Raw genomic sequence first — 15,487 nt, 5'->3', positions numbered from 1 at the left:
TCGCGTCCCCCGGCCCATGCTCCTTCTCCTGTCGGCGGCCGCGGTCGCCGTCGCGTCGATCCCGCTCGTCTACCTCGCCGTCCGCACGTCGGAGGCGGGGATGGCGCGCGTTCTGGACGAGGTCGTGTCGGCGCGGGTCGGCACGCTCGCGCTGCGCACCCTCGCGCTCGCCGCCGTGGTGACGCTCGGCTGCCTCGTGTTGGGCGTCGGCTCGGCTTTTGTCGTCGTGCGCACCGACATGCCCGCGCGGCGGCTTCTCGGCGTCCTGGCGGCGCTCCCCCTCGCGGTGCCCACCTACGTCGCAGCGTTCGCGTGGACGTCCACGTTCCGCGGCCTTGAGGGGTTCTGGCCCGCCGCGCTTGTGCTCGTCCTGTGTTCCTACCCTTACGTGTTCCTGCCTGTGGCGGCTTCCTTGGCCGGAGCCGATCCGGCGCAGGAGGAAATCTCACGGTCGCTGGGACGGGGCGCGCTAAGGACGTTCACCGGGGTCACGCTCAGGCAGATCCGTCCGGCCGTCGCCGGGGGCGGACTCCTCGTAGCGCTGTACGTGCTCTCGGATTTCGGCGCGGTCTCCATCATCCGCGCCGACACGTTCACCCGGGCCATCTTCATCGAGTTCGACCTGGGCTTCGACAGGACGGGCGCGCTCGTCCTGTCCAGCGTCCTCGTGCTGCTCACGACGGTCGTCCTCGCCGCCGAGACGGTCACCCGCAGCCGGGGCGCGCGGTTCGCGTCGCTGTCCAGCGGGCGGCGGCCGCCGAACCGGGTGGCGCTCGGGGCCGCGCGCTGGCCCGTCGTCGCGCTGCTCGTGGGCGTCGCGGGGCTGTCGCTCGGCATGACGGTATTCAGCCTCGCGCGGCGCATGGCCGTGGGTGTCTCCCGGCCGGGTGCCTGGAGCGACGTGCTTACGGCGGCGGGTAACTCGCTCTGGCTTTCGCTCGCGGGGGCGGCGCTGACGATGGCGCTCGCACTGCCGCTGGGTCTGCTTACGGCGCGGGCCCCCGGCGTGCTGACCTCGACGCTGAACCACCTCAGCTACCTGAGCCACGCGCTTCCGGGGCTCGTCATCGGGCTCTCGCTGGTGTTCTTCGGGATCAACGTCGCCTATCCGATTTATCAGACGACGTGGCTGCTCGCCCTGGGATATGCCGCGCTGTTCTTGCCGCTCGCCGTGACGTCGGTCTCGGGCGCCGCCGTCCAGGCCCCGCCGATCCTGGAGGAGACGGCGCGGTCGCTCGGCAAACGGCCCGTCACCGTGTTCCGGACCGTCACGCTGCCGCTGACGCTGCCCGGCATCGGCGCGGGCGCGGCGCTCGTGTTCCTCACCTGCATGAAGGAACTCCCCGCGACGCTCCTGCTACGGCCCACCGGCATGGACACGCTCGCCACCAAACTGTGGTCCAACACCTCCGTCGCCGCGTATGCCGCCGCCGCGCCCTACGCCGCCCTGCTCGTCCTGCTCGCTTCCCTGCCCACCTGGCTGCTGGCCGTACGGTCCGGCATCCTCGCCAAGGAGGTCGGCCCATGAGCCGGCTGGAGATCACCGCTCTCGCCAAGGGCTTCGGCCCCGTCACCGCGCTGGACGCCGTCGACCTGACCGTCCCGAACGGCACGCTGCTCGCCGTCCTCGGGCCGTCCGGATGCGGCAAGACGACGCTGCTGCGCTGCGTCGCGGGCTTCGAGCGGCCGGACTCCGGCGTCATCACGATCGACGGCGAGGTCGTCGCGTCGGGGACGTCGCACACGCCGCCGCACCGCCGCCGGATCGCGATCGTGCCGCAGGAGGGCGCGCTGTTCCCGCACCTCTCGGTGCGCGGGAACGTCGCGTACGGGCTGGGCCGGGCCGAGCGCCGCACGTCGCGGGTGGCGGAGGTGCTGGAGATGGTCGGGCTCGCCGGATACGGCGACCGGATGCCGCACCAGCTGTCCGGCGGGCAACAGCAGCGCGTCGCCCTAGCGCGCGCGCTGGCGCCGCGTCCGTCACTCGTGCTGCTGGACGAGCCGTTCAGCGCGCTGGACGCCGGGCTGCGCACCGACCTGCGCCGCGACGTCCGGGCCGCCCTGCGCGCGGCGGACGCGACCGGCGTGCTCGTCACGCACGACCAGGCCGAGGCGCTGTCCATGGCCGACGCGATCGCCGTCATGCGGGCGGGCCGCGTCCTCCAGTTCGGCCCGCCCGCCGACGTCTACCGGGCCCCCGCCGACCCGTGGATCGCGACGTTCCTGGGCGAGGCGACGCTCATCGAGGCGACCCTGCGGGACGGCCGCGCCGACACCGCCCTGGGCACCGTCGAAGTTCCCTCGGCCCCGCCGGGCACCGTCACCGCCCTCCTGATGATCCGCCCCGAGCAGATCCACCCCGGACCCGGCCCCTCCTCCCACGCTCCCGCCAAGGCCCTCGTCGAGTCCCTCGACTTCTACGGCCCCCACACCCTCCTCACCCTCCGCCTCTCCGACGGCACCCAGACCCAGGCCCAGGTCCAGGGCCCCCACCCCCTCCCCATCGGCACCACCACCCCCATCCACATCAAAGGCCCCACCCACACCTGGCTCCCCACCTGACCCACCGCCCAAGAACGACCACCCACCCGCCGCCTCGACGCGACCCGCGCGGACGCCCACAACGGACACCGTCAACCGTCGCATGCCGGGAAGAACCACGCGGTTCGGTCATCGGCGGCGGGGAGGGGTGGGGTCGGGGATTAATCGGTGGCGTTGTGGGGGGCGGGGGTGGCAGGGTGGGGTGGGAAGTGGGACGGGAAAAGGGTGTGGTGGGGATGGGGTCGGTTCGGCGGGGGTGGGTGGGGGACTTGCGGGTTCTGGGGGAGATCGAGAGGAGTTCGGACAGGTTGTTCGCTCGGTTGGGGATGGTGTTCGGGGAGGGGCCTACGGTGGTGGAGCAGGCGGGGGTGGGGGCTGAGGTTCTTGTGGTGGGGGATCCGCCGGTCGGGTTCGCGCTGGTCGGGGAGGTGGACGGGCTGCCGTTCCTCGAGCAGATCTCGGTGCGCGCTTCGCGCACCGGCCAGGGCCTGGGGGCGCGACTCCTGGAGGCGGCGCTGGACGTCGCGGGGCCCGATCTCACACTCATCACCTTCCGGGATGTTCCGTGGAACGCGCCCTGGTACGGGCGGCACGGCTTCCGTCCGCTTCCCGAAACGGAATGGGGCTCCGAACTGCGGTCCCGCTGGCAAACCGAGAGAGACGAGGGGCTGCACACCTTCGGGCCGCGTGTCGTCATGCGGCACACCCCACCCGGCTGACCCCATCAACCCAGGCGTCCCGGCGAGGCACCCTCTAGCCTGCTTGACGTGTTCCGCGAACTCGTCGCCGCGGCCGTGGCGGGCGCCACCGCGCTGTACCTCGCCGGGGCGCGCTGGGCCGACGGCAATGACCGCTGGCGCCTGGTGTCCCGCCAGCCGTCGCTGGCGCACGGGGAGGTCCTGGCGACGGGGCCGCACAACGCCTGGGCGTTCGGCTGGGAGCCCGCCTCCCTCAGGGCTCGGCTGCCGCTGGCCGACGGCCCGCACCGGCCGACGGCGTTCCACTGGGACGGCGCGGGGTGGGCGGAACACGACCTGCCGGTCGGGGACGGGCAGGTGTCCGCCGCCGCCGCGTCGTCGCCCGCCGACGTCTGGGTGACCTTCGGCGACGAGGAGGGCCGCGAGGTCTCGGTGCTGCGCTGGGACGGGCGCGGCTGGACGACGGTCCGGCGGCTGCCCGGCGACGCCGGGCGGATCGCCGCGCTCGCGGCCGACGACGTGTGGGTGTTCGGCGATCGCCGGGCCTGGCACTTCGACGGGGCGGCGTGGGCGGAGCGGAGTGTGCCGTTCCATGCCTTCCGGGTCGCTGCCCGCTCGCCCGCCGAGGTGTGGGCCGTTGACGGTGCGGCGGTCCATCGGTTCGACGGCGGGCGCTGGAGCCGGATCGACCTCTCGGACGTGCTCCCGAAGACGCCGTCCGACGGCTCCCCCTCGGACGGTCCGCGGCTCACCGGCGTCAGCGCGGACACGTCCGGGGTGTGGGTCACCGGTGAGATCGGCGTCTCGTCGTTCCTCGTCTTCGACACCGGTTCCGGCTGGCGGTTCGAGGACATCTCCGCCAAGGCGGGGCGTCTGCTCCGCGACGCGGCGCCCGTGCCGGACGGCAGGGGCGGCCACTGGTTCCTGGGCTCCACCGACGTCAACGGCGACGACTCGGCACTGGCCCACCGTGACCCGGTGGGGCGCTGGACGCGCACCCCGTCGGGCGGCCATCTGTCCTCCCTGGCCGCGCCCGCTGGCGGCCCGGTCCTCGCCACAGGCACGGTCGGGCCCGCCTCGGGCGTCTTCCGCGACCTTCCCTGAGCCCCGCCCGACCCTAGGTGGACGGAACCGGGCGGACGCTAGGTGGGCGGAACTGGGACTGACGTTGGGTGGGCGGAACCGGGACTGACGCTAGGTGGGCGGGACCGGGCTGACGCTAGGTGGGCGGAAACGGGACTGGTGTTGGGTGGGCGGGACTGGGACGGGTGTGTGGTCGTCGTGGGGTGGGGTGGGGGTGGTTAGGGGGATTGGAGGGCTGTGGTGAGGGCTGTGGTGAGGGTGGTGGTTTGGGTGGGGGTGAGGGTGGCGGGGGGGCTGAGGCGGACGACGCGGTCGGCGGAGAGGGGTGGGGCGGTGAGGACGCCGGTGGTGAGGAGGGTGGCGGAGAGGGTGTGGGCGGCGGCGGGGGTGGTGCATTCGATGGCGAGGAGGAGGCCGCGGCCTCGGATGTCCTCGACGGTTGGGGGGCGGGGGACGGAGGTGAGGGCCGCCAGGAGGGTTTCGCCCAAGGTGGTGGCCTTGGGGATGAGGGACTCCTGGATGATGGTGTCGATGGTGGCGGTGACGGCGGTGACGGCCAGGGGGTTGCCGCCGAAGGTGGAGCTGTGCAGGCGGGGGTTGCGGTCCAGGGGGCGGAAGGCGTCCGGGGTGCCGATGACGGCCGAGACGGGCACACACCCGCCGCCCAGGCTCTTCCCCGCCAGCAGGAGGTCCGGCACGACGGCCTCCCGGTCGCAGGCCCACCAGGACGAACCCGTCCGGCCCATCCCGGTCTGGATCTCGTCCACGATGAGGTAGGCGTCGTGGGCGCGGCAGGCTTCCGCGACGGCGGCCAGGTACCCGTCCGGCGGAATCCGCACGCCCGACTCGCCCTGGATCGGCTCCACGATGACGGCAGCCTTCGCGGGATCGGCCGCAAGAGCCGAACGCAAAGCCTCCACGTCACCGAACGGCACCGTGACGGCGTCCGGAAGCAGCGGCCGGAAAGGTTGACGGTAGACGGGCCGATCCGTCACGGTCAGCGCCCCGAGCGTCTTCCCGTGGAACCCCCCGCCCATCGAGATGATCCGGCGCCGCCCCGAGGCCCGCGCCAGCTTCAACGCCGTCTCGACGGCCTCCGCCCCGGACGAGGCGAAGTAGACCCGCTCCAACCCGGCCGGAGCCACCGCCGCCAGCCGGGAAGCCGCGATCGCCAGATCCGTCGAAAGGAACGTCCGGGTGGAAAGCGGCATCCGGTCCAACTGCGCGTGCAGAGCGGCGACGATCGCCGGATGCCGGTGCCCCGTCAGAAAAACCCCGTACCCCCCGCAGTCCAGATAAGCCCGACCCGAGGTGTCCCAGACCGTCGCCCCCTCCGCGCGCGCCTCCACGGGCAGCCCGACCTGCGCGGCCATCCGCGCCGCCCCGGTACTGATATGCCTTTCGTACAGTTTGAGCACGTCGTCCCGGTCGGTCATGGCCCCTCCTCAAGGATCAGGTCAACCGCTCGCTCACCGATGACGTAAGCGGCGGCCTGCGTGTGCGCGCGCGGGATGAGCGGGCAGACCGACACGTCGGCGACGCGCAGCCCCGCCGCCCCCCGCACCCGCAGCCGTTCGTCGACGACGGAGCCGATCCGGCAGGTCCCGACGGGGTGGTAGAGCGTCTGCGCCGAGGCCCGCAGCGCGGCGGGCGAGGACGAGGCGGCGACGGGCGTCAGCGGCGCGCCCGTCCAGTCCGCGAGCCGCGCGAGCAGCCTGTGCGCGGCCTCCACCCCGGCCGTCAGCGCGGCGACGTCAGCGGGCGCGGACAGGTATCCGGGGTCGATCACCGGACGCCCGTCGTCCAGCGTGATCCGCCCCCGGCTCTCCGGCCGCAGCAGCACAACGCCGAGCGTGCAGCCTGTGCCGAGCGTGCCGCGCCCGTGGTCAAGGAACGGCACCGGCATCCACAGGAACTCGATGTCGGGCGCGTCGGCTCCCGGCGTCCGAAGGAAGGCCAGTGCCTCCGCGTTGTTCGAGGACGGCCGTACCCGCTCCGCCCGCTCCCCCGCGTCGAACACGAGCGGCGCCATCAGGTGGTCCTGGAGGTTCCGTCCGACGTCGGGCAGCGGGAACGCCGCCCCCTCGGCGGGGTCGCCGAACCCCGACCGCAGCAGCAGCGCGGGGCTTCCGATCGCGCCCGCCGCGAGCACCACCTCACGCGAAGCCCGCGCCACCCGCGCCGCGCCGCCCGAGTCCCGGTAGGCGACGCCGACGGCGCGCCCGCCCTCCAGCACGACCCACTCGGCCTCGGCCCCGGTGACGACGGTCAGTCCCGGCCGCTCCAAGGCGGGCCGCAGGTACGCGTCAGCGCTCGACCAGCGCCGCCCCCGGTCCTGGGTCACCTGGACGGCCCCGTACCCCTCACCGTCCGCGAGCGGCGGAAGGCCCGAGTCGGCGCACGCCGCGAGGAAGTCGGCGGTGCTGGGGTGCGGGGTGCGCAGCGGCCCGATCCGCACCGCCCGCTCGGCCCGCTCGAACAGCGGCGCCAGCTCCTTGTGCGTCCAGCCGGGAATGTCCCAGTCGTCGTAGTCGGCGTGGTGCCCGCGCGTCCAGATCTGCGCGTTGACGGCCGACGACCCGCCGAGCGTGCGCCCGCGCGGCCAGTACAGCGCCCGCCCGTCGAGCCCCGGCTGCGGCACGGTCTCGTGCGCCCAGTCGTACTCGCTTCCGAAGAGCCGGGGGAACGCGGCGGGCACCCGCACCTCGGGCCGCCGGTCGGGCGGCCCGGCCTCCAGCAGCGTGACGCTCGCCCCGGCCGCGCTCAACCCCGCCGCCACCACACACCCCGCCGTACCCGCCCCGACCACCACAAAGTCACTCATCCAACGCCTCTCCCTCATCCCCAGCCTGTGTTCGTTTGGGCCCGAGGGCGCTTTGCGAGCCCGACTTCGTCGGGGCGCCCCCGGGCTGTGCCCGTGAGACGGGAGCGGCTGGGCGGACTGCGATGCTGCCCGCGTAGCCCGGCGGCACGGGGAGCCGCGCGGTCGGGGCGGGCGGTGGGGGCGGGCCGAACAGCCCGGTCCCCGCGGCCTTGACGCGCGCCTCGACCCGCGTCCAGGCGGCGAACCACGCGGCGACGCGTTCCTGTCCGGCCGCTCCGGCGAGCGTCTTGCGGTCCTGCTCGCTGAACAGCCGTTCGGCGATGCGGTCGGCCTTGGACACCTTCCGGAACCGCTGCACGTCCACGCCGACCCGGCCGCCCCGCACCAGCGCGACGCAGACGAGCCCCGGCGTGGAGGACAGGCTGAAGTCCCACGCGGCGTCCGGGAGGAACGGCCTGCCGCCCGCCGTCCTGGCGAACCGCAGCGTCTCGGGCGGCGCGCCGAGCCGCTCGCCGAGCAGCAGCCTGACGACGGCGTGCGCCAGCGCGGCCCGCGCCCTGGCCTCCGGGTCGGCGACCCGCGCGAGCCGCCGCACCTCCTCGCGTGGCAGCAGCTCCCACCACGCCCCGGCGCCCCCGATCCCCCCGGCCTCCGCCAGCTCCGCGACGCAGGGCGGAGCGGCGAGCTCCTCCCCCCTCCGCGTCCGTACCGCCCGCCCACCCGGGTGCACGGCCCTGCCGTGCACGAACAGGTGGTCGAGCGCGGACCCGTAGTCCAGCGCGAGCCCCCGGTTCAGCGCGGACCCGTCGTCCAGGACGGGCCCGTGGACGGCGCGGGGCGACGGCGCGCGGGCGGGCGGACCGCCCCGGTCGTCCGGGGCCGGGGCGGCCTGGGGGACGGCCGGGGCGGGGCGGTAGTGCGGCGGGGCGCCGAGCCAGACCTCGACGGACTGGTCGGCGACCGCGAGCCGCAGGACGGGGAGCCGGTCAGGGGCGGGCGACATGGGTGCGCAGGTCGGCCGGGTCGAGGTCGAACTGCGTTGTCAACGCGCTCAGCCACCGCTCGATCCCGAAGGCGACACACCCGGAGAAGGCGGGCGAACCGTCGGGGAGGCGGATGTCGCAGCGCTCACCGAAGAAGTTCCGGTGGAAGTTGACGGACGCGATCGCCAGGGACCCGTCGAAGACGAACTCCTCCTTGGTGGGGAAGAGCTGCGACATGAGGGCCCGCGCCCCGTCCGCGTCGAAGAACGGGTCGCTCGCCTTCTCCACCTCGATGGGCAGACCGATGTCGGCGAAGTAGGCGATGAGCTGCTTCTTGAACGACCCGAGGTGGTCCAGGACGGCGTCCCGCGAGCCGACGCAGACGATCTCCCGCATGGAGAACCCGAGCAGCCGCCGCAGCCCGTCGTAGTGGTCCTCGCGCCGGAAGCACGTCGCGACGGTCGTCACCTTCTCCGGCTCGTCTCCGAGCACGGTGCCCGCGCGGTCGAAGTAGATGTTGTAGCAGGCGGCGGACGGGAGCGCGTAGGCGGCGTCCTCCAGGTCGGCGGCGGCGACGGCCGGTTCCCGCCCCTGGGTCTTCAGCGCCTCCGCGCGCAGGCCGGAGCCCGCGATGGCCAGGTGCGGGAAGTTCTGGAAGTAGTCGATCCGGTGCAGGTCCGCGACCCGCATGAGCGGCGGGTACAGCCGGGCCTCGGCCCCGCAGTCGGCGGCCCAGGACGTGAACATGCCCTCCAGCGCGGTGCGCAGCGCGACGGCGTCCGGGCCGAGGGTCGCCAGCCCTCCGGTGGCCCGCGCCGCGGGGTCAGCCGACGTCCGCGCCATCAAAGAACCTCTTCGCGATCGAGCGGACGGTGCGGAAGTCCTCGGGGGTGACGTCGTCGAGGGAGATCTCGGTCCCGGTGTGCTCCTCGACGACGTAGAGGAAGTTGACGAAGCCGAGCGAGTCGAGGATCCGGTTCTCGATGAGGTCGAGGTCGAGGTCGATCGACGTCAGGTCGGGCCGCTTGGCCAGGAGGTAGTCGATGATGAAATCGACGGCGCTCTGAGTCATCACGCATCGATGCTTTCGGTGAGGAGGATGCCTTCGGCGACGAGGAACTTCACCGAGCGCTTGAGGATCGCCCGGTCGAGGTCGGCGTGCGCGGGGTCGGCGAGCACGCGGTTGCGCGCCTTGTACGGCTCGGGGATGCCCGCGTCGCGGAACGCGGCGGGGTTGACGAGCGATTCGAGCGAGCGCCGCAGGTACGCCTTGAGGTAGGCGCGGACGGCCTCCAGCTCGGACTCGTCGGACTTGGCGGCGAGGTCCTTCCACAGCAGGGAGACGATCTGCCGGCCGAACGCGACGTGTCGTGACTCGTCCTGGTGGTGGATGGCGTTGACCTTGCGGATGGTCGGGTCGAGCCGCTCGTCCTCGCCCATCCGCTTGTTGAAGAAGTCGACGATCTCCTCGAACAGGAGAAGGCGGGCGAACACCAGGAAGTGGGCGGCGGGCCCGTCGGTGGACGCCTGGTCGAACTTGAACGTCAGGTCCGGGTAGATCTTGCCGCCGTACTGGTTGCAGAACCTGGCGAAGAACCACATGTGTTCGTTCTCTTCGCCGATGATGTGGTGGAAGTACTCCGAGGTGAGCTTGAACTCTTTGGTGTGGATACGCGCGATGACCTCGGTGATGAGCTCCCGGATGCCGTGCACGTTCAGGCTGTAGAAGTTGACGCTCTCCCACTTGCTGAGCTTGTGCAGCTGTTCCTCGGTGAGTTCCGCGCCGACCTCGGTGCCGTGCACCGACATCAGTTCGGGCGACATCCAGTACTGCTCCTGCGGCAGCGTGTCGGGCCACTGGAAGAGCTGGTACGGGTTGTAGTAGTCGGCCTCGGACTTGGCGACCAGCCGGTCGAGGATGTCCTTGAGCCGTTCCGCGGAGTCGAGCACTGTCGCGGTCATGGGGTCTCCTTCCCGTGGTCCGCGGGTCCGTCGGGGCGCGCGGTGCGGACTGTGGTGCGGGTCTTGGGGGTGTGCTCGCCGCCGGCGCAGCCGTGCCGGAACAGCGGCTCGTCGGCCTCGTGCGCGGACGGCAGCAGGCGGTTGAAGCGGGAGCCGGAGCAGGCGGCCCGGAACGACGGGTGGGGCGCGTCGGCGTGCGCGGACAGCAGCCCGAACACCGGGTCGACGACCTTGGTCAGCCCGTCGTCGTCCACGACCTCCAGCCAGGCGTGCGCGAGGTCGAGCATGCCGAGGATCCAGCCGCGCCGGGTCCGCGCCCGGTATCCGGCGGCGCGGCACTTGGCGGCCAGGTCGAGGCTGACCGAGATGCACGGCGCGATCCCGTGCGGCAGCACGAGTTCGGGTCTGGCCTGGAGTTCGACGGGCAGCCGCACCCAGCGCGCGGCGTCGTACTCGGCGCAGATCTCGCGCAGCACCGGCGAGCGGAGTTCGCGCCGCTCGCCGCGCGCGGTGAGCCGGGCGGTGAAGCCCGGCGTGTCGAGGTCGGCGGTGCCCGGGTCGTCCGGCAGGAGGGTGTGGACGGTCCCGCCGAACGCCTCGGGCAGTGGCCGGGCCGCCTTCCACCACGGGTCGGCCCCGCAGCCTCCGGCGCGCGGGCAGGCGAGTTCGACGGAGATCGTCCAGCTCTTGTCGGTGAACCACGTGTCGGGTTCCCGGCCCATCCAGCGCAGCGCGAACCGGATCCCGGTCTCCGGCGCGGACCTGCCCGAGCCGGAGTACAGCGCGAGGTTGAACAGGTCGTAGCGGTCGAACCTGCCGTCCGGCGAGCAGGGCAGCCCGTGCGCGACGAGGTCGTCGAGCAGGGCGTCGCCGCAGCGCAGCAGGTCGAGCGCCTCGCCGCGGCCGACGACCTCGTCCCGGTACCCGTCGGCGACGGGCACCAGGTCGGCGAGCGCGGCGAGCCAGCCGTCGCGCAGTGCCGGGGGCGGGGTCCCGGTGAGCACGCTCATGCCCGCGCCGACACCATCCGGCCGACGAGCTCGGCCACGTCCTCGACGGTGACGAGGTCGATGGCCTGCTCCTCGTCGATCGGCTCCAGCGCGAACTCGGCCTCCAGCACGAGGGCGAGTTCCACGACGGCCATGGAGTCGTATCCGAGGTCCTCCATGATCCGGTCGGCGGGGGCGACGTCGCGGGCGCCCAGCGGGCACATCTCGCCGATGATCCGGCGGACGCCGGTGAGGATCTCCTCGCTGCTCATGCGCTCTCCTTAAGGCTGCCCGCGGCCCGGACCGGGTGCGGCGTGTTCCAGTGCTCCTCGTAGGCGTCGAGGGCGCGCTCCAGCGCGGTGTCCCAGACCTCGGCGGCGTCCGCGACGGCGTCGGGCAGCCCGATGTGGGCGAGCTGCCGGACCGCGCGGTCGCGGGCGATCTCGAACCCGCCCCGGAGCTGCGCGGCGCGGAAGACCAGCGCCGTCTTCACGGCGGGGACGGCCTGCTTGCGCAGCGGCCCGACCAGGACGCGCGCGCCCAGCTCCAGCCCGTGCAGGTAGGCGCGGCGGACGGGCTCGGCGTATCCGGCGGCGACGCCGTCGCGGGCGGCGATCATGCCGAACGCGACGTGCCTTGACTCGTCGCGGGTGACGTTCGTCAGGCCCTCGACCAGCGCGGGCAGCGGCAGCCGCTTGGCGAGCTGCCGGGTGGTGCGCAGCGCGGTCGCGGCCAGGACGCCCTCGGTGACGAGGTGGTAGTAGACGAGCGCCTCGTACCAGCTGTCGCGGTCGCCCTTGGCCCAGACGGCGCCGGTGACGCGGCGCAGTTCGGGCGCGAAGTGGTTGGTGTAGTCGGCCGAGTCGGCCAGGCCCTCGCCGCTGATCCCGGCGGCCTCGCGCAGGTACGTCTGGAAGAACCTGACGTGCCTGCCCTCGTCGGCGAGCTGGGTGGACAGGTAGATGCGGTCGTCGTCGGTCGGCGCCTTGTCCACGAGGGAGCTGAGCGTCTCCACCACGGTGACCTCGCCGACCTCGAGCTCGGTGAGCGCGTTGAGGAGTTCGGTCCGGTAGAAGGCGCGCAGCGTCCCCCAGGTCTCCTGGTCCTTGGTGAGGTCCAGGGCGGCGACGCTCCACTGCTGGCGTTCCCAGCGGTAGTAGAGGTCCTTGGACGTGGGCAGGTTCCCGGACGGTTTGGCGTCGGGCGATTCGGTGATGTCGGGGAGTTCCTCGAGCACGGTCATGCTTGTCCTCCGAAATCGAACGCTTCGGTCAGGCCGCGCAGCAGGTCGGCGGCGCCGGTGACGGTTCCGCCGTCGCCGCCGCGCAGGTAGCCGTACCAGTCGGCGAAGGTGCCGGTGTAGACGGCGTCGGCGGGTTCGTCGGGGCCGGGCGCGACGGTCGCGGTGAGCCCGTCGGCGGTGGCGGCGAGCTGCCAGGTGCCGGGCTCGGCGTCGGTGATGACGAGCCTGACCCGGACGGGCGCGGCGAGCCGGTCGGGCCGGTAGAACTGCTGGAGTCCGCCGTCGAGCTGCCAGCGCAGGAACGTCGAGGCGTCGCCGCCCGCGAAGTCGAGGTTGGCGAGGGCGTCGCGCTGCTCGGCGTGGGTGCCCGTCCAGCGCACCCGCGGCACCCGCACGCACACCACGCGGGCCTCGAACAGGAGGGTCTCGTCGGCGCCCTCGGGCGTCGCCTCCAGCCTGACGACGACGCGGCGCTTGCCCGCGTCGACGACGAACGCGCGCATCCGCATCGGACGGCCGATCGGCACCGGCGCGCGGTAGTCGATCTCGGTTCTGCGGGTCATGGTCGGCTCGCCCGCGTACTGGCAGGCGACCAACGCCGTCACCTCGTCGACGAGTGAGGCGAGGTGGCCGCCGTGCGCGATGCCGGGCCCGCCCTGGACGTGCTCGGGCGGGACGTGCACGCACACGCCCTCGGTGCCGGTCCACCTGACGTCCAGGGCGAGGCCCTGCTCGTTGGCGGCGCCGCAGCCCAGGCAGCCGGGGTAGTGGTCGAGCTTGGGCAGCACGTCGCGGGCGCCGGGCCAGGGCGGGAACGCGGTGGTCAGGTCGGTCCAGTTGGTGTGGCAGAGCTTCGCGGCCGACGCGCCGCTGAGCAGGTTCTCCCAGATGACGCGGCGGCGCGGCTTGCCGCTGGAGGTCCGCTCGACGCAGCCGCGGCGGCCGTGGAACACCGCGAGCACGACGTTCGGGCCGGTCGCGGCGCGCAGCATCGGGATGACCTTGTCGAGCCACGCGGTGCCGGTGTCCTCGACCAGCGCGACGACCGCGTCGAGGTCGCCGACGGCCCCGGCGACGACGGCGCACCGGTCGGCGCGCAGTCCGGTCGCGGCGGCGAGCTGCTGTTCGAGGTCCTCGGCGTGGACCTTGCGGCCGCGGACCTTGAGGCTGTCGCCGATCCTGCCGACGACGTACAGGTCGCCGTCGAGCAGGAAGCCCGAGTCGCCGGTGCGCAGGCCGTCGGGGCCGAACGCGGTGGCGCTGGTCGGGGAGGCGGTCCGGTAGCCCTGGGCGACCGACGCGCCGGTCACGACGATCTCGCCGAACGACCCGTCCGGGACGGGCTCGCCGTCCTCGTCCACGATCCGGACGGCCGTCCCGGCGAGCGGCGAGCCGCAGCCGGTGAGCCAGCCGGTGCCCTCCACCACGTCGGTGCCGAGCACGGCGCGTTCGGCGACCTTGACGGGTTCGCCGGTGCGCAGGCCGGTGTCGGCGAGCCGGATGATGGTGGAGCCGTCGCCGGGCCGGACCCCGGTGACGGCGAGGGTCGCCTCGGCCATGCCGTAGGCGGCGACGAGGTAGGCGGGGTCGAACCCGTGCGGCGCGGTCAGCGCCGTGAACGCAGCGACCCCGGCCGGGTCGATCCGCTCGGCCCCGAGGATCGCCATCCTCAGCGCGGAGAAGTCCATGCCCTCAAGCTGCGCGGGCTTCACCCGGCGGGCCGCGTAGGAGTAGCCGAAGCTCGGCGCCGTCGTCTTGGTGGCGCCGCGCTGGCCGAGGCAGGACACCCAGCGCAGCGGGTCGCGGACGAACTGGTCGGGCGTCATCAGGAGCAGGTCGCACTGCCTGACCAGCGGGCACAGCAGCGCCCCGACGAGGCCCATGTCGTGGTGCAGCGGCAGCCAGGACGCGAACACGTCGTCCCGGTGCAGCCCGCCCCACGCGATGATCGAGGACAGGTTGTGGTCGAGGTTGGCCGGGGAGACCCGGACGCCCTTGGGCCTGCCGCTGGACCCCGAGGTGAACTGGAGCAGCGCCGTCTCCGCGACGGGGCCGCGCGGCACGTCGCCGTCCGGCAGCGCGTCCCAGTCGAGCCGCACCGCGCGCACGCCGGGCGCGGCCTGGGCGGTGGTCTCGCCCAGGAAGTCGTCGGTGAGGACGACCGAGGGCGCCGCCACGTCCAGGACGTTCGAGACGTGCTCGACGTAGGCGTCCTTGCCCCGGAACGTCAGGGGCGCGGCGACCGGGGACGGCGTCGCCCCGGCCAGCACCGAACCGACGAACCCGGCGATGAAGGACCGGGAGTCGCCGAGCATGAGCGACACCGGCTCGCCGGGGGCCGCGCCGGACGCGCGCAGCAGCGCGGCCACCCGGCGCACGTCCCCGGCGAGCTCGGCGTACGACCGGAACGTCCAGCTACCGCCGTCGCCGGCGAAGTGGATGCCCCGGTCGGCCGCCGGGTCGTCGAGCCAGTCGAGCAGCAGCATCACTGCGCCTTGGTGTACTCGAAGTACAGGACGGCGCCCGAGGTCGAGGAGGCGACCCGGGTCAGGCCGGCGTCCTCGAACCAGCCGAACACCGTGTCCACCGGGGTGACCACGTCGAGGATGTTCAGCTTCACCCACAGGTCGATGAACCGGTCGGGCACGAACCCGGCCTTGCGGACGACGACGCTGCCGCGGACCGTCCCGCCGGGCTTGACGACGCGGGCGATCTCCGCGACGGCCTTGGCCGGGTCCGGCACGCAGTGCAGGCCGCTGTAGGAGACGACGACGTCGAACGTGGCGTCCTCGAACGGGAGGTTCCCGGCGTCGGCCTCCTGGGTGGAGACGTAGTCGAGGCCGCGGCGGGTGGCCTCGTCGCGGACCCGCTCCAGCATCACCGGGGAGATGTCGGCGGCGGTGTAGGTGATCCGGTTCTCGGGCTTGAGGCCGAGGAGCACGACCCCGCCGCCGGACGGCACGTCCAGCACCGACGTGCCGTCCGGCAGCTTTCCGACCTCCGCCATGTGCTTGTACATCTTGCGGTTGTCGGTGCCGAAGACGACGACCCCGTAGGCCATCGCGACGGGGTAGCTCTTGACGCCGCGGTCCCAGTTCTTGGCGAGGCGTCCGTTCGTGATCCAGTTCTTGCTGACCGTGGAGGGGGCGGTGGCGGCCATGGCT

General features: G+C 73.2%; 15 protein-coding genes. 4 read left to right on the top strand and 11 right to left on the bottom strand.

Going from position 1 to position 15,487, the window contains the following annotated elements:
* Nucleotides 1-16: 16 nt before the first annotated feature.
* The 4 genes from LO762_RS30545 to LO762_RS30530 all read left to right on the top strand — a co-directional run bounded on the left by LO762_RS30545 (nt 17) and on the right by LO762_RS30530 (nt 4,343).
* Entirely contained in the window at nt 17-1,528 is a 1,512-nt protein-coding gene (locus tag LO762_RS30545; protein ID WP_230619711.1) for an iron ABC transporter permease, read from the top strand.
* Entirely contained in the window at nt 1,525-2,562 is a 1,038-nt protein-coding gene (locus tag LO762_RS30540) for an ABC transporter ATP-binding protein (protein ID WP_230619710.1), read from the top strand. The genes LO762_RS30545 and LO762_RS30540 overlap by 4 nt, the downstream gene beginning before the upstream one ends.
* 287 nt (nt 2,563-2,849) lie before the next feature.
* The gene (locus tag LO762_RS30535; RefSeq protein ID WP_230619709.1) at nt 2,850-3,260 is read left to right on the top strand and encodes a GNAT family N-acetyltransferase; all 411 of its coding nucleotides are present in this window, start codon (nt 2,850-2,852) and stop codon (nt 3,258-3,260) included.
* 48 nt (nt 3,261-3,308) lie between these two features.
* The gene (locus LO762_RS30530) at nt 3,309-4,343 is read left to right on the top strand and encodes a hypothetical protein (protein ID WP_230619708.1); all 1,035 of its coding nucleotides are present in this window, start codon (nt 3,309-3,311) and stop codon (nt 4,341-4,343) included.
* Between the two features lie 197 nt (nt 4,344-4,540).
* On the opposite strand, the gene LO762_RS30525 is transcribed toward LO762_RS30530, so the two are convergent.
* The 11 genes from LO762_RS30525 to LO762_RS30475 are packed head-to-tail and all read right to left on the bottom strand — an operon-like array spanning nt 4,541 to nt 15,483.
* Nucleotides 4,541-5,758: an aspartate aminotransferase family protein gene (locus tag LO762_RS30525; RefSeq protein ID WP_230619707.1), complete on the bottom strand. Its 1,218-nt coding sequence runs from the start codon at nt 5,756-5,758 to the stop codon at nt 4,541-4,543.
* The gene (locus LO762_RS30520) at nt 5,755-7,146 is read right to left on the bottom strand and encodes a GMC family oxidoreductase (RefSeq protein ID WP_230619706.1); all 1,392 of its coding nucleotides are present in this window, start codon (nt 7,144-7,146) and stop codon (nt 5,755-5,757) included. Before LO762_RS30520 ends, LO762_RS30525 begins: the two co-directional genes overlap by 4 nt.
* The gene (locus tag LO762_RS30515; protein ID WP_230619705.1) at nt 7,139-8,149 is read right to left on the bottom strand and encodes a 4'-phosphopantetheinyl transferase superfamily protein; all 1,011 of its coding nucleotides are present in this window, start codon (nt 8,147-8,149) and stop codon (nt 7,139-7,141) included. The genes LO762_RS30520 and LO762_RS30515 overlap by 8 nt, the downstream gene beginning before the upstream one ends.
* On the bottom strand, nt 8,133-8,972 hold the full coding sequence (locus tag LO762_RS30510) for an aminoacyl--tRNA ligase-related protein (RefSeq protein WP_230619698.1): 840 nt from the start codon (nt 8,970-8,972) through the stop codon (nt 8,133-8,135). The genes LO762_RS30515 and LO762_RS30510 overlap by 17 nt, the downstream gene beginning before the upstream one ends.
* Entirely contained in the window at nt 8,953-9,204 is a 252-nt protein-coding gene (locus tag LO762_RS30505; protein ID WP_230619696.1) for an acyl carrier protein, read from the bottom strand. The genes LO762_RS30510 and LO762_RS30505 overlap by 20 nt, the downstream gene beginning before the upstream one ends.
* On the bottom strand, nt 9,201-10,091 hold the full coding sequence (locus LO762_RS30500) for a diiron oxygenase (RefSeq protein ID WP_230619694.1): 891 nt from the start codon (nt 10,089-10,091) through the stop codon (nt 9,201-9,203). Before LO762_RS30500 ends, LO762_RS30505 begins: the two co-directional genes overlap by 4 nt.
* Nucleotides 10,088-11,101 (bottom strand): hypothetical protein, encoded by a 1,014-nt coding sequence (locus LO762_RS30495; RefSeq protein ID WP_230619692.1) that lies wholly within the window; start codon nt 11,099-11,101, stop codon nt 10,088-10,090. The genes LO762_RS30500 and LO762_RS30495 overlap by 4 nt, the downstream gene beginning before the upstream one ends.
* Nucleotides 11,098-11,352 (bottom strand): acyl carrier protein, encoded by a 255-nt coding sequence (locus LO762_RS30490; RefSeq protein ID WP_230619690.1) that lies wholly within the window; start codon nt 11,350-11,352, stop codon nt 11,098-11,100. Before LO762_RS30490 ends, LO762_RS30495 begins: the two co-directional genes overlap by 4 nt.
* Nucleotides 11,349-12,323: a ribonucleotide-diphosphate reductase subunit beta gene (locus tag LO762_RS30485; protein ID WP_230619689.1), complete on the bottom strand. Its 975-nt coding sequence runs from the start codon at nt 12,321-12,323 to the stop codon at nt 11,349-11,351. Before LO762_RS30485 ends, LO762_RS30490 begins: the two co-directional genes overlap by 4 nt.
* Nucleotides 12,320-14,809 (bottom strand): AMP-binding protein, encoded by a 2,490-nt coding sequence (locus tag LO762_RS30480; RefSeq protein WP_230619685.1) that lies wholly within the window; start codon nt 14,807-14,809, stop codon nt 12,320-12,322. The genes LO762_RS30485 and LO762_RS30480 overlap by 4 nt, the downstream gene beginning before the upstream one ends.
* Nucleotides 14,809-15,483 (bottom strand): class I SAM-dependent methyltransferase, encoded by a 675-nt coding sequence (locus LO762_RS30475; protein ID WP_230619683.1) that lies wholly within the window; start codon nt 15,481-15,483, stop codon nt 14,809-14,811. Before LO762_RS30475 ends, LO762_RS30480 begins: the two co-directional genes overlap by 1 nt.
* Nucleotides 15,484-15,487 lie beyond the last annotated feature (4 nt).

This window comes from Actinocorallia sp. API 0066 (genome assembly GCF_020991275.1).
Taxonomy (GTDB): Bacteria; Actinomycetota; Actinomycetes; order Streptosporangiales; family Streptosporangiaceae; genus Actinocorallia.
This window is presented reverse-complemented; position numbering and strand designations above follow the sequence as displayed.